Genomic DNA, 17,777 nt, shown 5'->3' on the forward strand with positions numbered 1-17,777 from the left:
ATGAAAGGGGTGGAAAATGTAAAAGATATGAAAAACATAGAAAGAAGACTAAAGGAGTTTAAACTCTCTGGCATTGCAAAGACACTTGAGGCAAGGAACAGGTATGCCATTGATAATAATCTGACATACATAGACTTCTTAAAACTCCTATTAGAGGATGAATACATAAACAGGCAGAGCAACTCATTTAGAAAAAGACTTACAAAATCAAAGCTTGACACAACAAAGACTTTAGATAGCTATGATTTCACATACCAACCAAAGCTAAACAAGAAAGAACTCTTAGACATTGCATCCTGCAGGTTCATAGAGGAGAAGAAAAACATCATATTCATGGGCAATCCTGGAGTTGGTAAAACCCACCTTGCAAATGCGATAGGATTAGAGGCCCTAAAACAGGGATATAAGGTCTTGTTCATCCATACCAACGATTTAATCCTAAAGCTCATATCTGCAAGGGGAGATGGAACCTACACCTCAATACTGAACCAGATTCTATCATCTGACCTTCTGATAATAGATGAAGTAGGCTTTAAAAAGATCCCATCCAACTATGTGGATGAGTTCTTTGAGGTGATAAGGAGAAGATATGAAAAGGGTTCAATTATAATCACCACTAATAGACCATTTGAGGAGTGGGCTAATATATTTTCAGATGCCGTTTTGGCCTCTGCCATAGTTGATAGACTTGTCCATCACTGCCATATATTCAAGATAACAGGTGAGAGCTATAGAATTAAACACCTAAAGGAGGCAAAAGATAATCAAAACAGTTTAAATTAACAATCCAAGGGGTGGGGAATTTAAATGACCCAAAGGTGGGGAAATTTGGTTGACTTTAACACCGTCAAGATGAAAGCTTGTGCTGTCTAAGTGTATGGTAGAGGGTGTAAGGTTCAGTATTTTGAGTGCCCTGCTTGCTATCTTTTCATACAGTTCACTTACGCCGTATTCAAAGAGCTTATCTAATGTTCTACCAAGTGCATCATCGTTGAACCAAGAGAAGTCAACATCCCTTCCGAATAATCTCTTTAGTGGTTTGTCTTTGAAGAAGAGAGGAGTTAGGTAGAGTTGCTTGTTGACATAACCAAGACCGTTAAGGATCATTGCCTTTGTTGCTTCGCCATAGCTTAGGTTCTTTGATTTGCTTGATGATGGTATTTCATCATCTATGGTTTCTGCTATCTTTAGTTCGTCTATCATACCAGCTATTAGTCCTAAGTGATCCATGTTCTTGATAACTGCTTTTTGTTGTAACATTTAAATACCCCCTCTTTTTAGAGGGAGATGTAAGCATTTTCTGTTCCGTTTATTCTAAGACCCTTTTCATTCTTTTACTCTGTGCATTTGGGTTTGGTCAAATAAAATAGAGGTTTGGGTGCGGAAAGGGGGGTTTTGCTTTCAAAACTACTTAAAGCTCCCGAAAAGGTGTGGATTTTGTTTGCTATTTCCTCTTAGTTTAGGCATGTAACCATATAGAGTGTTAAGCTCAATAAATACAGCTCTGTTAAGAAATTTTTTAGTGATAGAAATGACTAATTAACATATTTTAAGAACATTGCTTCTATTTATAACTATTTCTGTTTTATCCTTTTTAATCAACCTCTATAACCCTGAGCTCCGCTGGTTCTTTATAATTAATTAAATCCATAAATTCTTTTTTTGAGATGTATTTTTCCTCTTCGCCTTTGTGATAGTATATTTGTAAATCATCGGAATCTCCTACTACTTCTATGAAAATATCATCTTTTAGGAATAAACAAATACATACACTATATACGATAGCAGCTTTTTTCGCTATAAAATCTAACTCCTCTTTTGAAAAGTTACTTTTTATATTGTAAGCAAAATCTTCATGTTGTAATTCAAGCATAAATCTTGAACTCCAGAAAATAACCTTTGCCTTTAATTAACCCTCATTTTACACCTCTTTCTCCATTTATACCATAAAACCCCATATAATTACTACCCAATAGTTCCAATATCAGCCTATGCTTGTTTTCCAACCCAACAATCTACTCTTGCCCATTAAGTAAGAGTAGATGTATAGCAAAGAAGTTCTCAAACACCCATCTTGCAGTGGGATTCTGAATGGGTTTGCCAAGTTGATTGGGAAAGGATTTGTTTTGATTTTTAAGCTCCCTCATTATAGCTTGTTTTCTGCCAAGTGCATCATCATTGAACCATGAGAAATCAACATCCCTTCCAAACAACCTCTTTAATGGTTTATCTTTGAAGAAGAGAGGAGTTTGGGTGCAGAATGAGGGATATATAAATTGGATTAAGTAGTTTGGTATTTTTTGTCATACTACTTTGTATCCGCGAGGGGTGATTAAATTGCCGTTTTTAAACTGTGTTTTGGTGTTGCCCACTATTACCGTTGTTGCCATATCCACGAAATTATAGTCGAAATTTGATATGCGGTCTATCTTAATCAGCTCTTTTTCTTTGCAGCAGTTTTTTACGGAGGCGCACCACAGATCGCCCCTTTGTTTAAAAAAGCTATCCAATGCATACTTTAGCTGCCAATCCCTCTTTCTGCTTTTGGGGTTATAAATAGCACACACAAAATCGCCCACATTTACCGCCTCGATCCTTTTTTGTATAACCTCCCACGGCGTTAGAAGATCCGACATCGAAATAATAGCCAGATCATCACTTATGGGAGCACCTATCCTTGCAGATACGGCCAATGCGGCTGTTATGCCCGGTATAATCTCAATATCGATCCAATCAGGTGCAAGCTGAATAACAACCGAAGCCATACCGTAAAGGGATGAATCACCCCCGCTAATGATGGAGGTTGTATTACCAGTCTCGGCAAATGCTATAGCTTTTTTTACCCTTTCTATCTCTCCGCCCATACCGTTTGAGAATACGGTTTTGTCTTTTATCAACCCCTCAATCTGTTGTATGTATGTTGAATAACCACAGATAGCATAGGACTCCTCTATAGCCCTTTTTGCCTTTATAGTTAACAGCTCCAAATCCCCGGGTCCTATGCCAACAACAAACAGTTTATAAGCCAAACATCCCCTCCCTTGCTATAGCGATGGTTACACCATCAAACACCGTCTTTTTCAGTATAAGTGTTGGATTGAACGATGCTATAAGTGCAGATGCCTCGGCCACATTCTTTATGCCTATGTATTTCTCTGCCAAGGATCTCTCAAACCTGTATAGCTCATTCTCGTATAGGAATTTAGGCAAAAACCTCACCTGCAATCCCAATTCCAAAGAGGCATCCAATAGGCTTTTGCTGTTTGCCTTATGCCAGCATGTGGATATAAGTCTCACATCGTTTAACATGATACCTGCTATATCCAAAGCCTTTAGTATTGCCTCTTTTAGCTGCTCCTTTGTTGTGTGTTTTCTAAAGCCTATGCCCACAACATACCGTTTCAGTGATTCTGTGGCTGTTGTAATTACAGGTTGACAGCCTATGACAGAGCTTATCTTGAGGCTTAATCTGTTAGCGCCACCCTCATGCCCTGACAACAGGCTTATGGCAAATCTGCCCCCTTCATCTACAACCACCACGGCTGGATCGCGGTATTTGCTCTTTGGCAGACCTGAGATCATCCTAACGGCTATGCCTGTGGCCATTATGGCAATTATATTTTTTTTGGAGGAAAAAAGAGTTCTAAATAATTCTTTTAGCTTGCTAAATTCAACAACGCCGTTGTCTTTTATCCCTTCCCTTGCATAAATAATACCGCCTAAGGCATCCTTTAGGGGTTTTGCTATCTTTAACCCCTCCTGTCTGATGATGACAAACGCCGTGTTAGTCCCTGAATCCATGTGAAAACTTCTCATCGTATAACTTTGAGTATGCCTGAATATTTTCTTTCAAAGCCTCGCCAATAATTACAACAGCTTGCCTGTTTATGCCTTTTTGCTTTACCTTTTTAGATATATCGGCAAGCGTCCCCTTTACAACCATCTCATCGTCCCACGACACCTTATAGCATACAGCCACAGCTGTGTCGGGCTTTCTATGCTTTAAAAACGCCTTTGATATCTCCTCTATCCTGTTTACGGACAGGTAAAGACATACAGTTCCCGGGCATTTTGCTATTCTTGATAGATCTTCTCCTTCTGGCATCGGGGTTCTTCCCTCAACCCTGCTTATCAGGATGGTTTGTGAGATCTGAGGCGCGGTTAATTCAACGCCTAAACTGGCTGCTGCTGCGAAGGCAGCACTAATTCCCGGTATAACCTCATACTCTATGCTTCTTTTCTTTAGCTCGTTGATCTGTTCGGCAATTGCACCATACACCGATGGGTCACCGCTGTGCAGTCGTGCAACATCCAATCCCCTATTTATTGCCTGCTCCATTATCGATATTATTTGGTTTAGGTTTAGCTTGGATGAATCATAAAGCTCTTTTGCGGTGGTAAACGATAGGAACTCTTTGTTTATCAGACTCCCTGCATATATCACAACTCCGCACTTTTTTAAAAGCTTTAGCCCTTTTACGGTCAACAATTCAGGATCCCCAGGACCTGCGCCAATAAAATACACCTTACCCATTATGCCTTCCTTTCAAAAAACAAAATACACAGTTTGCACTGTTTTAATTTATCCAGATCCTCCTCTGTTTCTATCTTAAAAATGCCTTCGTCTTTTAAAGATAGATTGCAGCCTGCAAATATATCGAAGTTTTTGAACACCTCTGATGCTTTTATTGTTTCTGGCAATCCGTTTTTTCCGCACAACAGGATAAAGCTTTTATTTGGCAGGTTATCTGTTTTAAGTGAACTTTTTGAGTGTGCCGATAGGAACTCAACATCCTCATAGCCTCTCTTTAGCTTTGCAAATAAGAGCTGAAAGGATGATATACCTGGTATCACCTCTTTAATGTATGGCTTGTATCTTTTATACACAGTTTTGGCCAGAGAGAAGAAGCCTGCATCACCGGATACAAGAATGCCTATTTTTTTACCCCAGTATCTTTTTATAACTTCATCCAGGTCTGTCGATAGGTTTTTAAGCCCTATAAATGGAACATCAAATAGATTACCAAAACGGCTATGTCCTATAAGTATGTCCATATTCTTTACTGTTTTTTCCGCTTTGATGGTAAGGTATTCTTTAGATCCACAACCCACAGATATGACATAGATGAATTTATGCCCTTCCAACAAGCTTCCCCTTCATATCAAACAGTATAACATCAACCTCAAAGCCAAAATCGTTTTTAACCCTTTCTTTAACCAAAGAAGCTGTTTTGTTTAGGCCAAGATAGCCCTTTAGCTGGCATATCTCCTCAACGGTATTTACATTTTGCTCTATTCCCTCTATGGTTTTTACAAAATCGATCGCCTGGGGAGAAAACCTTGAGTGTGTGTTGTAATAACCCATAGCCAGCTTTGCGATCTTGCCCGGATGCCCTGCTATACCGAATTTGCGAATGCCCTTTTGCTTTAAGTAATTAAAAGCCCCATCAAAGTAATTGCTAACCTGAACGCAGGGTGCATCTGTTAAGCTTTTCAGATGCCTTTCGCCTATCCTGCCCGGAACCAAGAAGAAATAATCTTCGTTGTTCGCAACTAAAACATCGATCTCACACTCAATAGATGCGATCAAAGCCTTAACGCTCATAGGCTCAACTATACCGGTCGTGCCTAAGATGGATATCCCATCAATTATACCCAGTCTTTCGTTAAATGTCTTTTTTGCTATCCTTTTGCCGTCAGGGACTATAATCTCAACAAGAATCCTTTCGTTATCACCTATAAGAGGGATAGCGTTTTCTTTTATCATCTTTTGCGGTACCGGGTTTATGGCTTTCCTGCCTACATCCACCTGCAACCCCTTTTTTACAACAAGGCCAACACCCTCACCACCATCGATAATTATATCTTTTTTCCCCTCTTCTATGGTGATCTTTGAGAAAATTTTTATGTTGTTTGTGATATCCGGATCATCCCCCGCATCCTTTTTTACACCCACAAGACCGTCTTCTAAAAAAACAGGTATTTTTAAGCTTTTCTTATTTGGAAGGTTTACAAAGACATACTCCGGCAGTTTGCCTGTTTTTTTGTATATGATTGCAGCTTTGGTTGCTGCAGCTGCGGCAGTTCCTGTGGTAAAACCCTTTCTCATGATTTACAAGTTTAACAATTGCTTGACAAAAATCAAAGTTTTTGGAATAAGTTAAGTTGGTTTGCGTAGGGAAGTCCGGTGAAAATCCGGCGCTGTACCCGCAGCTGTTAAGGGGAACGAAAACCCAACATGCCACTGCCCTTTTGGGTGGGAAGGCGGGTGAGTAGGAGTTTGCCCCTAAGCCAGAAGACCTTGCAAACCTGAATATTCCCCGGGAATTGGGAGGTTTTTTATGTGTATTGAGTTAAAGCCCTCACCTTTGGTGTTGTGAAGAAATCGTTTCTCATAGCAGCCGATAGGTCTAATAGCGGAAAGACCACCATAACATTAGGCATACTTTCTTTTTTAAAGAAGCATAATCTGTCTGTGGCTGGATTTAAATGCGGCCCAGACTATATCGACACGCTTCATCTGACCAGAGTATCGGGCAGTCCAGCATACAATTTGGATACGATCTTTGAAACACCGCAAGAGCTTAAAACCACATTCTCTTTGGCAATGAATAATGTGGATGTTGGCGTTGTTGAAGGTGTTATGGGGTATTTTGATGGTATCGACTATGCAACATTTAAAGGCAGCAGCTATGAGGTAGCCTCCATTTTGAATTTGCCCGTCTTCTTAGTTTTGGATGTATCCGGCAGTTCGTATTCTGTTGCATCTATTGTTAAGGGCATTGTTGGGTTATCAAAGAATGCAAAGGTGGGCGGTGTGATTTTAAATAATGTTGCATCCCCTCTGCATGAAAGCATGGTTAAATCCTCCATTGAATATCACACAGGCATACAGGTGGTTGGGGCTTTGAAAAAGGGTGAGCTTCCCAGTTTGCCCTCACGCCATTTAGGTGTTTATACAGCCTTAGAGGTTGATGATGATTTTTATGATGATTTAGCCAAGCGTGTTGGATTGTCTGTTGATATCGATAGAATCATTGATGTCTCAAATTATCAAAGCGACACTGCTGTAATTTATAAAACCAAAGAACAGCCAAAAAATAAAAAGGCCTTTGTTGCGTTTGATGAGGCCTTTAGTTTTTATTATCAGCACAATCTGGATTATTTGGCTAAGTTGGGTTATGAGGTGTGCTTCTTTTCACCAATGAAGGATGAAGCCGTTGATGGTGCGGATTTTGTATATCTTGGCGGGGGTTATCCTGAGCTGTATGCCGATAGGCTTTCAAGCTCAAAGAATACGATCAATAGCATTGTTGAGTATGTAAACTCAGATAAACCCATGCTTGCAGAGTGCGGCGGTATGATTTATCTGACAAAGGGTATAGCTAAAGACGGCAGATTTTTTGATTTTTGCGGTGTTTTTGATGCTGCGTGTGAGATGACAAAAAAGAGAGAGGCTTTGGGCTATGTGTCTGTTGAGGGCTTGGGCTTGAGGTTTAGCGGTATTGGACATGAGTTTCACTATTCCCGCCTAAGATCGGTTAATGAGCCTTACGCATTTAAAATAAAAAAACTTACAACCAAAAGTGAGTATCTTGACGGCTTTGTTAAAAATAGGACTATATCAAGCTATACGCATTTTTACTTTTCCTCTAAGAACAGGGATTTAATAGATTTTCTTTTTGGAGGTGCTTTATGAAAAGACTCCTGGGCATTGTGCTAACCGTTTTGTTGGTTTTGTCTTTTTCGGGTTTTGGTTATGCAAAACAGCTGGATTCAAACAGGGTGGCCATAGTTCTAGCGGATTTTGGAACGACCTATCCAACCGGTTTTGTTGATATTCTGAATATAGAAAAACAGGTGAAGAAGGCTTTTCCGCATGAAAAGGTCGTATTTGCCTTTACATCCAACATTATCAGACACATATGGCATAAAAGAAAACATGATAAGAAATTCCTTGAGAGGTATCCTCAGGCTAAAGAATTTCTAAATGTTAAAGGGCCACTTGCCACGATAGCGGATCTGCAGGATGCAGGTTATAAAACGATCATCGTTCAGCCAACCCATATCTATGACGGTGAGGAGTTTCACGATCTTTGCTCGTATGTTGCCGGTTTAAATGCGATCAAAACGATGAAGAAGAAGTATATGCCGTTTAAAAAGCTCGTTGTTGGAAGGCCGGCTTTGGGTAGGAATGTGTGGAAGTATGACTATCATGAGGATATAAAAATAGCAGCTAAAGCGTTGGCTGATGATGTTGAGTTTGCAAAGAAAAAGGATGCAGCTTTGGTCTATATGGGGCATGGAAACGAATTTTACTCTACAGGTGTGTATGCTGAATTCCAAAAGGAGCTAAGAAGGGTTTATAAGACGGATAGGATTTTTATTGGAACGGTTGAGGGTTTTCCATCTTTGGAGGATACGCTTGAGGCTGCTAAAAAAGCGGGTGTAAAAAAGGTTGTGCTTAAGCCTTTGATGGTGGTTGCAGGTGATCATGCCAATAACGATATGTGCGGTAAGGATAAAGATTCGTGGAAATCTACGTTTGAGAGAACTGGTGTTGATGTGATCTGCGATATTCACGGTCTTGGTGAAAACAACAGATGGGTAAACATATACATTCAGCACATAAAGGATGTTGCACAGGATAACGGAATACAGCTAAGATGAAACTAAAACCGATCTATCTTTATGTTATTTTAATTCTTCTGAGTGCTGTTTGCTTTGTTGCTGGTTTACTGTTTGGCTCTTTTTTGGTAAACCCGTTTAATATGAGTGCGACGGATGTTAGTATCATTTTAGGCTATAGGCTGCCCCGCTCACTGGAGGCCTATCTTGTGGGCGCTTCACTGGGATTGAGCGGGGCTGTCTTGCAAATTATTTTGAGGAACCCGTTGGCTGATGGGTTTACAGCCGGTGTATCCTCTGCCTCGGCTGTGGGGGCTGTTTTTGCCCTGTGTTTGGGTGTAAGTTCTGCTTTTATCCCCCTGTTTGCTGTTGTGTTTGGCGTTTTTGGCATAGCATTGGTTTTGGCTTTGTCTAAAGATTCACTGGATTATACGACGCTGATTTTAGCTGGTATTGTTTTAAACATAATATCCACCGCCTTGATCGGTTTTTTAAAGTATGTTTATCAGGAAAGTATAGGCGGTATAGTTTTTTGGCTTATGGGCGGGTTTTTTAGCGTAAGTTTTTTTAAGGCTTTCCTGCTTTTTGTTGTGTTTGCTGTTGTGTTTGTTGTGTTTTTGAGGTCATCTTTGGAGATGAATCTGCTTTCATTTGACCTAAAAAGCGCAACCTCTTTAGGGTTGGATGTCAGGATTGTTAGAATGATAGGCTTTGGATTGTCTGCAGCTTTAGTGGCTGTGGGCGTTAGCTTTTCCGGTATAATAGCGTTTGTGGGTTTGATTACACCGCATATAGTCAGGGCAGTCGCAGGTTATGACTCTAAGGTAGTTATGATCGGTTCTTCTCTGTTTGGTGGGGCTTTCTTGCTGGTATCTGACTTACTTTCCCGCTGTATTGCACCATCCTCTGAGGAATTGCCCGTTGGTATTTTGACCTCTTTTATTGGCGGTATTTTCTTTTTTTACCTTTTACTTAAAAATAAAAAGGGTATGTGGTATGGCTAAACTTGAGGTGTTTAATCTAAAACTAAAAAGAAATAGATTTGAGCTTTCCGTTGATAGATTGGTTATAGAAAACACTGAAAAGATAGCTGTCTTGGGCGAAAATGGCAGTGGAAAGACCACGCTGCTTGAGGTGATATCGGGCAATCTAAAGGATTACAGTGGGAATGTTCTCATAGATGGGTCTGATATTGAACAACTTAAGAAAAAAACCAAAGCCAGGATGGTATCCTTTCTTCCCCAGTTTACCGATGTGCTTTTCTCCCAAACCGTTTATGAACTTGTTTTGCTTGGCAGATATCCCCACAGCAGCGGTTATTTCACAGAACAGGATAAAAAAAAGACGCTTGAGGTGCTTGAGGAGTTTGGATTGTTAGATATTAAGGATGTTGGTTATTTTGAGTTATCCGGCGGCCAGAAAAGAAGGGTAATGATAGCAAGAACGGTTAATCAGGATGCCGCATTGAGTATCTTTGATGAGCCGTTTGCAAACCTCGATATAAAACACTCACTGTCCATTTTAAACAGGATGAGCCTAACAAAAAAGACTATAATCGCATCGATACACGATGTTAATTTGGCTGTAGCTTTTTTTGATAGGATTATTATTTTAAAAAACGGTTCTATAATATTTCTTGGGAAGCCGCTTGATTTAAATACGGAGGTATTACATGAGGCCTTTGGTGTGGATTTTAAGTCTTGTTCTGATCGGTTTGTTTTCGCTTGATGGATTTTGCTTTGACAGGGTTGTGATACTCGCACCGGACGCAGCAGACATATTTATAAAACTGGATTTAAAGGATAGGGTTGTTGGCATAACAAGGCATGTTAAGGGTTTTGATAAAGCAAAAAAGGTGGGCAGCCACTTAAGACCCAATATCGAGATAATAAAAGCCCTAAATCCCGACTTGATTGTGTTAAAAAAGAAAAACGAGATAGATGAGTCTATGTTCAGCCATGTTAGGTTTTACTATTACAATCCGCAGACGCTTGGCGGTATATTAACCCAGGTTGAAAGAATAGGGGTTTTGTTTGGCAAAAAACAGCAGGCTGAAAGGCTTATAGATAGCTTAAAGTCCAAGCTCAAATTTATCGGGATATTAAAAAGAAAACCCCGTGTGGTGTTTGAGGTTATGCAGATGCCGTATATCTTAGCAGGAAATAGATCCATTGTTGGTGATATCATAAAAACAGCAGGGGGTATAAACATAATTGACAAGAACAGGTATTTTGTAAGGACATCTCCAGAGGTTGTGTTCTTGAAAAAGCCGGATATTTACCTGTATGAGGTTGGGCCTATGAATAAAAATCCAACACCCCCAAACAAAAGGATTTTACTTAAAAAGCTCAATATGATGGTTGTAAAGGTGGATGAAAGCAAGTTTTTAAGGTCAAACACCGTCTCATTTGATAGCGCCGTTTATCTATACAGGATCTTTAGAAAATGGAGTGAACATGTCCGCTAAACTGATCATAGCCTCCTGTCCTCCCGATAAGAACAAAATCACCAAGCAACTCAGTGATGCCCTAAACGATTGCGATGTGATTCTTTATGATAGACTGATAGATGCCAATATTTTGGATGGCGTTAGGGCAAAGAAGGTGTTTGTTGGCAAGCAGCCATACAAGAAACATCCAACGCAAGAGTCCATCAACGATATGATAAAGATGTATCTGAAAAAGGGTTTGAGGGTTGTGAGACTAAAAGGTGGGGATGCAGCGTTTTTTTCCAGAGCGACGGAAGAGATAGCCGTTGCCAAGCAGCTAAATGCAGAAGTTTGCTGGATAGCGGGCATTACATCAGCCTCACTTTTGTGTGAGAGGCTCAAAACATCCCTTACCGTTAGAGGGGTTTCCAACGGCGTTATCTTCATCACAGGCCACACAAAAGATAATAAAATAGAGGAGGAATACGATTGGGATGCAATAGTAAGGCTGAATATGACACTTGTGATCTATATGGGTATAAAGAACCTTCCTCTGATATCACAACTATTAATGGATAAAGGTATGGATCCGAAAACGCCTGTGGCTGTGGGCATGAATCTCGGTTTTGATGATGAGAGGGTGGAGTTTTTCTATCTAAAAGAGCTAAAAACGGAAGGTATAAACCTTAAACCGCCGGCTATTGTTGTTATCGGCGATGTTTTGAAGTATAGTTTAAAAGATTAGGGGCTGGTTGTTATGAATAAGGTTTTTGTTATTGGCCTTGGTGCTGGCGATAGTGGGCTCATCACGCTTAAGGCTTATGAGATTTTAAAGGGTTGCGATGTTGTGATAACACCTAAATCAAAACTATCTCCAAGAAGCGTGGCATTGGAGATTGTAAAAGATATTGTTGAAAAGGATAGGATTGAGTTTTTTAATTTTCCCACAACCAACGACGAAGGGGATCTAAAGGAAGCATACGATAGAGAGGCTAACAGGATAAAGCAACTCATAAGCCAGGGCAAAAGGGTTGCATACACCACCATAGGCGATGTTTCCATATATTCGACCTTTAACTATCTGTCTGAAAGATTGACACATCTTGGTGTGGATTTTGAGATTGTCGAGGGGGTGCCGTCTTTTATATCGTTAGCCAATAGGGTTAAAAAGCCTTTGGTGTTAAAGGGTGAATCGTTTGCCGTTGTTGAGCTAAAAGAGGGTGTAGATAAAATTGTTAGACTGTTTGAGCTTGTAGATACAGTTGTTGTTATGAAGATAGGAGGTAGGATTAGGCAGCTTTTTGAACTGATAAGGAGCGTTAAGCTTGAATATGCTTACCTTGGAAGCAGGCTCTACCTTGAGGGTGAAAGGATCATCGATCTTATGGATGCAAAACAGGATGAAATATCGGATGCATATCTGTCTGTTGCTATACTGAAGAGGTTGAAATGAAGGGTAAGGATATAGAGCAGAAGAGTTTTGAGATAATAGAAGCCAATGTTGATCTAACCGGATTTGACGAAAAACAGAGAGTTATAGTCAAAAGGATAATCCATGCATCCGGTGATTTTGAATTTGCACAACTGATAAAGTTTTCGGAAGATGCGGTTGAGAGGGGCATAGTTGCTTTAAAGAATTGTTACAGCGTTGTGTGTGATGTAAATATGGTAAAAGCGGGTATCACCGAAGCCTTTGCCTCAAGGATAGGCGTTAAACTGCACTGTTTTATAAACGATGACGATGTTGTTAGGCGTTCCAAAACAGAGAACAAAACGAGGGCTGAATGCTCAATATTGAAGGCAAATGAGATGTTTGAGAAGATAATCTTTGTTATCGGTAATTCGCCCACTGCTTTGCTTGAAGTGTTGAGGCTGAATGATACAGGAAGGCTAAAGCCGTCGTTTGTTTTGGGTTTTCCTGTGGGATTTGTGGATGCAGAAAGTTCAAAAAAACTCCTTATGCAATCCGACCTGCCTTACATAACAAATATCGGAACAAAGGGTGGAAGCCCGATCGCTGCAAGTGCCTTTAGGGCTATAGCGGGCTTGGCTTTTGACTTATGATTTTGGTTCTTGGTGGCACATCGGACACCCACAGGGTGGTTGATAGCCTAAAGGATGATTTTATAATCACCGTTGCCACAGATTATGGTTTTAATGTCTTTTATAGACTCTATGGTGAAAGGGTCAAACAGGTCAAGTTCTCAGAAAAGACGCTTACGGATTTCATAAAAAGATACAGGATCAATCGAATAGTCGATACAACACATCCGTATGCTAAAGAGATCTCAAGGATAGCCAAAAATGTATCTGCTAAAATTGGTATACCGTATGAGGATAAAAAACGAGATGTATCCGTCGAGCTTGATTACAAGCGCATCTTTCTTGCTAAAAACACAGAAGAGGCAAAGCGATTCTTTAAAAAGAACTGCAAAAGCATTCTGTTTACTATAGGCTCCAAGCTTTTAGATGAGTTTATTGAATTTAAAAACAATGGATATTTTAGGGTCCTACCCTTTTCTGACTCTATAGATAGATGCTTTAGGCTTGGCATAGAGCCAAGCAGGATAATAGCGATGCAGGGGCCGTTTTCTTCTAAATTAAACAAGGCTTTGCTTGATGAGTTTGATATAGATTGTCTGGTTTCAAAAAACAGCGGCAGGGCTGGTGGTTTGGATGCTAAGATCGAGGCTGCAAAGAGAAAGGGATGCTATCTGGTGATATTGTTAGATATTTAAACATAATTTAATATGAAAAGGCCTAAATTAGCCTAATAGTGGCGTTTTCCATTTTAACTTTGATAAATATCTCTCTATTTCTTCTTTTTTATTTTTCTCAAGAACAGATCTTCTTATAGCTTCTATTTCTTTTATAACTGCACCAATATTATCAGGTACAACTATATCCAAAATTTCTCTAGCTTTTTTTGATACAGAAGGCGCCTTTCCAGATGTGGATATTCCCACAACAAAATCATCCCTTACAACAACAGAAGGAAATATAAAAGAAGAAAACCTCGCTCCATCAGAACAATTTATGGGTATATTGTTTTTCTTACAGATCTCATATGCTGTGCGTTGAAGATCTATATCGTCAATTGCTACTATAACTAAATCACTGTCTTTAATGTCTTTTTTTGGCTCAAAACTTTTGGTACGTAACGTTATTACCCCTTTTTCTGCGAGTTCCTTTATAAAACAACTGACCTTTTTAGACACAACTGTTATCTTTGGTTTGAACATCAAGAGAGATTTTAGTTTTCTTGTCGCTACTTTTCCACCACCCACTACTAAAACATTTTTATCCGATAAATCAACAAACATAGGAAAAAATGCCATTTTAATAAACCTCTCTATCTACAGCATAATCTCTACCCATGACACCTTCAACTTTAAAGTATGTTGAGTTAGAGAAGCGGTATGTTGGTGTGAGGGTTACAGAGCAGATATTTTTGGTTTTTTCGTTGTCTATGTATATTTTGCTTTTTCCTTGATGTATGTATTCCAATGGTAATGTCAACTTTTTTGTGTCACCCCTTTTCCTGATTAGTTCACTTAACTTCCCCATCCTACCCAAAGGCCTCCATCAGGTATTCTGAGTATCTTAATTTTCTTGATAAATACTCCTCATCCTTGTCTTTGAAGAAAAGGTAAAGAAACTTTTCTCACATTCCCCTAAGAATGAAAATATCCCTTTTATTCTCATGCAATCCTTCAGATCCTTAAAACACCTTCCAAGCCGAGCTGATACCCGGCATTGGCTCTGGCTTGGAAGGGTTAGTTTTCTCTCAAAGAAGGGTTATAACATATAGCTCTTCTCCCTTCAAAGGGTAGCACAAGCAATTTTACATTACCTAAAAAATAGGTTTTCTATCCCTCATTCCGCACCTCTTTCTCCGTTTATACCATAAAATCCCATATAATTACTACCCAATAGTTCCAATATCAGCCTATGCTTGTTTTCCAACCCAACAATCTACTCTTGCCCATTAAGTAAGAGTAGATGTATAGCAAAGAAGTTCTCAAACACCCATCTTGCAGTGGGATTCTGAATGGGTTTGCCAAGTTGATTGGGAAAGGATTTGTTTTGATTTTTAAGCTCACTTCTTATTCTGTATTCCAAGGCAGAATAGACAAGCAAAGAGAGTGTCATTATCATAAGCATTGCTTCAATGCGTTTTGGGTTCTTTAGAAACATGGCATCGCTTAAAAACTCTGGTGATTTTAAGAACCTAAAGCCCCTTTCTATTCTCTGTTGAGATTTATACTCATCAAGCAGTTCCTTGGCAGACAGTGTCATATCATTGGTTGCAAGGATAAAAAGGCCACTCTTTTGGTTCTGTTTTTGTTTTAGGTATTCTTCATTTGTCATCCGCCGTGCTAAAATACACCGCAAACGTCTACTAAAAGTGCACCACTTTTAGTAATTGTTTATACTCTCCTGGAATAATCTTTTTCAAGGAGAGTACTATGATTAGCAAGGAGGAGTTTGTTGTGATTCACACACTGCATTCTCAAGGGTTGTCAATCAGACAGATATCAAAGATTCTTGGTCTAAACAGAAGAACGGTATCAAAAAGACTGAAAGAGGAGGATTTAAAACCGTATTCCAAAAGAAGCTACCCCTCAAAGCTTGATGGTTACAAAGATTATATAAGGACAAGGATTAATCAAGCCTATCCAGATAGGATTCCTTCTACTGTCGTTTTAAGAGAGATAGCTGATATGGGATACACAGGGAGTCTAAGGACACTTCAGAAATACACAAAGACCATATTGTTAAAGAGGCAAAAAGCACAGGGTACAGATACAGGCTTCTAAGCTATTACCTAAAGAACAAATACTCCATAGAGATAAGCGAAAACACAATAAAGAAGGTTTTAAAGAGAAACAGGGTGAGGAAAAAGAAAATAAGGACTCTAAACAAAAACAGAAGGCATCTTTATGATTATGAACACCTGACGCCCTTTAGCCACCTTCAGATAGACACAAAACACATACTGTATGAAACATCTCTACCAAAGAGCGTGTATAGACACATAGAGAAATACGACCTGCCAAAATATGAATGGAACGCAATAGATGTAAAAACGAGAATGAGATTTACAGCTTACTCCCATACTCTTTCTGCATCCTTTGGATTTGCTTTTATCCTTTTTGTCGTACTGTGGTTAAAGCTGCACAATGTAAGGGGAAAAATAAACATAAGGTTGGACAACGGTTCTGAATTTGCATCCTCAAGCAGAAGAAAATTGGATGAATACAACGAATTCTTTTCAAAACTGAATGTAGAGTTAAAACCCATACCACCAGGTGCAAAACACCTCCAGGCTATAGTTGAAAACTCACACAGAAAAGACGATGAATCATTTTTCTCCATTCATCCAGAAAGGTGCAGGAATGACGCTGAGTTCTTGCTCAAAGCTCAACAATGGCAGGATACATGGAATACAGCAAGACCTCACTATGGCATAGACATGAACGGCCTAACGCCTTTTGAGAAACTGAAATCAACAAAAGCTATGATATCTGAAAACATAGTAAGGTTTCCAACCTTACTACTGGAAGATATCATAAGGGTAGCAGGCTACCCTTATGAATGGTTGAGTAAGTTTGTGAACCTGTATATATTTAGTAGAGGTGGTAAGTATGTGTGGACCACTTACCTTTTTGCCCAATGCTTAATTTAGAATTAAAAGACTTGAATTACATTAAAAATTTACATAAAATTAAGCAAGATAATCTATTTAGGAAACATTCTTATGAGAAAAAGCTTGGTTTTTTTACCACTCTTATTTTTTCTTATAAGCTGCCAGCCAAAAAAGCAAAACCCATGTAATATAAAAACAAACAACTTTAGCCTATCTAACAACACAATACTTCTTGAAACCAAAAATAACAAAAGCTGCAGAGGATTTAAAATAAAGCTAATCTACAACAAAGAAATCTTTACATTCTATGTTAATTTTGAACCAAAGATAGTGAACAATGCACCTCCTTATGGGTTTTCTGTAAAAATACCGAACAAGGATTACCTGTCTTTGGGTGTTGATGGAAATATATTTGAGAGAAATTTACCCGTTTACCTAAGAAATGAAAGTAAAATAGAAATTTTAAAAGATTATGTGCTCGTCAGGTGGGTTATAAAACCAAAAGATATAAACAGGATATCAAAAATAGAGATCGGGAATGTAATAATAAAGCACCCTTCAAATAAAGATTGCCAGCTCACATACAACGACTATCTAACAACACCAAGACAAAAACCCACTTTTTACCCATTTGACAAATTTTTAAACTTTTGTAAATCCAAATGGCTCATCGAAAGAAAAGATAAGCCATTTAGGGTAATATTTAGAGTCAGTGATGAAGATATAAAAGAACTACAAAAAAGGGGTAACGTAGCTCTCTTGAGTTTTTTAGGTTTTGTAAAGCAAAAGACTCAGGCGTTTGGAGATAGGTGCAACATACACATACTGCTTTACGATTCAAAGAACTACAAAAGGTTAAACCCGACAGGATTTAGATTTCATCTAAAAAAACTAAACAAAGAAGCCTACGAAATGAGTTTTGATGAGGAGAGCGTTGCTGTTGCAAGCGGTGGAGTGTATGTTATTAGGACAACATCGAGTGAGTATTGGGGAAAGAGTAGGATAATAATTTGCAAGAAAGGAGAATACTATGTGGCAATTTTGGTTAGAAGTAAAATTTAGGGTTTCTAT

General features: G+C 39.0%; 20 protein-coding genes, 5 pseudogenes and 1 riboswitch. Of the genes and pseudogenes, 13 read left to right on the forward strand and 12 right to left on the reverse strand.

Features of this window, described 5'->3' with window-relative positions; translation table 11 throughout:
• Entirely contained in the window at positions 1 to 783 is a 783-nt protein-coding gene (gene istB / locus HIPMA_RS08240) for an IS21-like element helper ATPase IstB (protein ID WP_013681411.1), read from the forward strand.
• A gap of 45 nt (positions 784 to 828) precedes the next feature.
• Here istB and HIPMA_RS08245 read toward each other — a convergent pair.
• From HIPMA_RS08245 to cbiD, 9 genes and pseudogenes are all read right to left on the reverse strand, one after another.
• Positions 829 to 1,260 (reverse strand): annotated as a pseudogene (locus tag HIPMA_RS08245) (DUF4277 domain-containing protein); the annotation flags it as partial.
• 334 nt (positions 1,261 to 1,594) lie between these two features.
• Positions 1,595 to 1,873, reverse strand: coding sequence for a hypothetical protein (locus tag HIPMA_RS08250; RefSeq protein WP_013682573.1), 279 nt, complete (start codon positions 1,871 to 1,873; stop codon positions 1,595 to 1,597).
• Positions 1,874 to 1,916: 43 nt separating this feature from the next.
• Positions 1,917 to 2,150 (reverse strand): annotated as a pseudogene (locus HIPMA_RS09915) (IS1634 family transposase); the annotation flags it as partial.
• Positions 2,151 to 2,168: 18 nt separating this feature from the next.
• Positions 2,169 to 2,297, reverse strand: a pseudogene (locus tag HIPMA_RS09920) (hypothetical protein); the annotation flags it as partial.
• 6 nt (positions 2,298 to 2,303) lie between these two features.
• Positions 2,304 to 3,029, reverse strand: a complete 726-nt coding sequence (gene cobJ, locus HIPMA_RS08260) for a precorrin-3B C(17)-methyltransferase (RefSeq protein WP_013682574.1) — start codon at positions 3,027 to 3,029, stop codon at positions 2,304 to 2,306.
• Positions 3,019 to 3,816 (reverse strand): cobalamin biosynthesis protein, encoded by a 798-nt coding sequence (locus HIPMA_RS08265; protein WP_218915350.1) that lies wholly within the window; start codon positions 3,814 to 3,816, stop codon positions 3,019 to 3,021. Before HIPMA_RS08265 ends, cobJ begins: the two co-directional genes overlap by 11 nt.
• Entirely contained in the window at positions 3,785 to 4,534 is a 750-nt protein-coding gene (gene cobM, locus HIPMA_RS08270) for a precorrin-4 C(11)-methyltransferase (RefSeq protein WP_013682576.1), read from the reverse strand. Before cobM ends, HIPMA_RS08265 begins: the two co-directional genes overlap by 32 nt.
• The gene (gene cbiE / locus HIPMA_RS08275) at positions 4,534 to 5,145 is read right to left on the reverse strand and encodes a precorrin-6y C5,15-methyltransferase (decarboxylating) subunit CbiE (protein WP_013682577.1); all 612 of its coding nucleotides are present in this window, start codon (positions 5,143 to 5,145) and stop codon (positions 4,534 to 4,536) included. Before cbiE ends, cobM begins: the two co-directional genes overlap by 1 nt.
• The gene (cbiD, locus tag HIPMA_RS08280) at positions 5,132 to 6,109 is read right to left on the reverse strand and encodes a cobalt-precorrin-5B (C(1))-methyltransferase CbiD (protein WP_013682578.1); all 978 of its coding nucleotides are present in this window, start codon (positions 6,107 to 6,109) and stop codon (positions 5,132 to 5,134) included. Before cbiD ends, cbiE begins: the two co-directional genes overlap by 14 nt.
• 45 nt (positions 6,110 to 6,154) lie before the next feature.
• A riboswitch (cobalamin riboswitch) is annotated at positions 6,155 to 6,322 on the forward strand.
• Between the two features lie 54 nt (positions 6,323 to 6,376).
• On the opposite strand from cbiD, the gene HIPMA_RS08285 reads away from it, so the two are divergent.
• From HIPMA_RS08285 to cobK, 9 genes are read left to right on the forward strand one after another with little or no spacing between them, the layout of a single operon-like run.
• Positions 6,377 to 7,699: a cobyrinic acid a,c-diamide synthase CobB gene (locus HIPMA_RS08285; protein ID WP_013682579.1), complete on the forward strand. Its 1,323-nt coding sequence runs from the start codon at positions 6,377 to 6,379 to the stop codon at positions 7,697 to 7,699.
• Positions 7,696 to 8,670 (forward strand): sirohydrochlorin cobaltochelatase, encoded by a 975-nt coding sequence (locus tag HIPMA_RS08290; RefSeq protein ID WP_013682580.1) that lies wholly within the window; start codon positions 7,696 to 7,698, stop codon positions 8,668 to 8,670. The genes HIPMA_RS08285 and HIPMA_RS08290 overlap by 4 nt, the downstream gene beginning before the upstream one ends.
• Positions 8,667 to 9,632: a FecCD family ABC transporter permease gene (locus HIPMA_RS08295; protein ID WP_013682581.1), complete on the forward strand. Its 966-nt coding sequence runs from the start codon at positions 8,667 to 8,669 to the stop codon at positions 9,630 to 9,632. The genes HIPMA_RS08290 and HIPMA_RS08295 overlap by 4 nt, the downstream gene beginning before the upstream one ends.
• Positions 9,625 to 10,356: an ABC transporter ATP-binding protein gene (locus tag HIPMA_RS08300; RefSeq protein WP_013682582.1), complete on the forward strand. Its 732-nt coding sequence runs from the start codon at positions 9,625 to 9,627 to the stop codon at positions 10,354 to 10,356. Before HIPMA_RS08295 ends, HIPMA_RS08300 begins: the two co-directional genes overlap by 8 nt.
• The gene (locus HIPMA_RS08305) at positions 10,313 to 11,095 is read left to right on the forward strand and encodes an ABC transporter substrate-binding protein (protein WP_169309475.1); all 783 of its coding nucleotides are present in this window, start codon (positions 10,313 to 10,315) and stop codon (positions 11,093 to 11,095) included. The genes HIPMA_RS08300 and HIPMA_RS08305 overlap by 44 nt, the downstream gene beginning before the upstream one ends.
• Entirely contained in the window at positions 11,085 to 11,801 is a 717-nt protein-coding gene (gene cobA / locus HIPMA_RS08310) for a uroporphyrinogen-III C-methyltransferase (RefSeq protein ID WP_013682584.1), read from the forward strand. Before HIPMA_RS08305 ends, cobA begins: the two co-directional genes overlap by 11 nt.
• A gap of 12 nt (positions 11,802 to 11,813) precedes the next feature.
• Complete coding sequence (cobI, locus tag HIPMA_RS08315; protein ID WP_013682585.1) at positions 11,814 to 12,509, forward strand: precorrin-2 C(20)-methyltransferase; 696 nt, start codon at positions 11,814 to 11,816, stop codon at positions 12,507 to 12,509.
• The gene (locus HIPMA_RS08320; RefSeq protein WP_013682586.1) at positions 12,506 to 13,120 is read left to right on the forward strand and encodes a precorrin-8X methylmutase; all 615 of its coding nucleotides are present in this window, start codon (positions 12,506 to 12,508) and stop codon (positions 13,118 to 13,120) included. The genes cobI and HIPMA_RS08320 overlap by 4 nt, the downstream gene beginning before the upstream one ends.
• Positions 13,117 to 13,794 (forward strand): precorrin-6A reductase, encoded by a 678-nt coding sequence (gene cobK / locus HIPMA_RS08325; protein ID WP_013682587.1) that lies wholly within the window; start codon positions 13,117 to 13,119, stop codon positions 13,792 to 13,794. Before HIPMA_RS08320 ends, cobK begins: the two co-directional genes overlap by 4 nt.
• A 27-nt stretch (positions 13,795 to 13,821) precedes the next feature.
• On the opposite strand, the gene HIPMA_RS08330 is transcribed toward cobK, so the two are convergent.
• From HIPMA_RS08330 to HIPMA_RS09765, 3 genes and pseudogenes are all read right to left on the reverse strand, one after another.
• Positions 13,822 to 14,394, reverse strand: a complete 573-nt coding sequence (locus HIPMA_RS08330; protein ID WP_013682588.1) for a precorrin-2 dehydrogenase/sirohydrochlorin ferrochelatase family protein — start codon at positions 14,392 to 14,394, stop codon at positions 13,822 to 13,824.
• Position 14,395: 1 nt separating this feature from the next.
• The gene (locus tag HIPMA_RS08335) at positions 14,396 to 14,623 is read right to left on the reverse strand and encodes a hypothetical protein (RefSeq protein ID WP_013682589.1); all 228 of its coding nucleotides are present in this window, start codon (positions 14,621 to 14,623) and stop codon (positions 14,396 to 14,398) included.
• A 309-nt stretch (positions 14,624 to 14,932) separates the two neighbouring features.
• Positions 14,933 to 15,421: pseudogene (locus HIPMA_RS09765) on the reverse strand (IS1634 family transposase); the annotation flags it as partial.
• Between the two features lie 104 nt (positions 15,422 to 15,525).
• On the opposite strand from HIPMA_RS09765, the gene HIPMA_RS08345 reads away from it, so the two are divergent.
• The 3 genes and pseudogenes from HIPMA_RS08345 (at position 15,526) to HIPMA_RS08355 (ending at position 17,768) form a co-directional block, all read left to right on the forward strand.
• Positions 15,526 to 15,876 (forward strand): helix-turn-helix domain-containing protein, encoded by a 351-nt coding sequence (locus tag HIPMA_RS08345; RefSeq protein ID WP_052297345.1) that lies wholly within the window; start codon positions 15,526 to 15,528, stop codon positions 15,874 to 15,876.
• A pseudogene (locus HIPMA_RS08350) lies at positions 15,831 to 16,745 on the forward strand (DDE-type integrase/transposase/recombinase); the annotation flags it as partial. The gene HIPMA_RS08345 and the pseudogene HIPMA_RS08350, both read left to right, overlap by 46 nt.
• Positions 16,746 to 16,817: 72 nt before the next feature.
• On the forward strand, positions 16,818 to 17,768 hold the full coding sequence (locus tag HIPMA_RS08355) for a hypothetical protein (RefSeq protein WP_013682590.1): 951 nt from the start codon (positions 16,818 to 16,820) through the stop codon (positions 17,766 to 17,768).
• Positions 17,769 to 17,777: the final 9 nt, after the last annotated feature.

It is taken from the genome of Hippea maritima DSM 10411 (assembly GCF_000194135.1).
GTDB classification, from domain to species: Bacteria; Campylobacterota_A; Desulfurellia; order Desulfurellales; family Hippeaceae; genus Hippea; species Hippea maritima.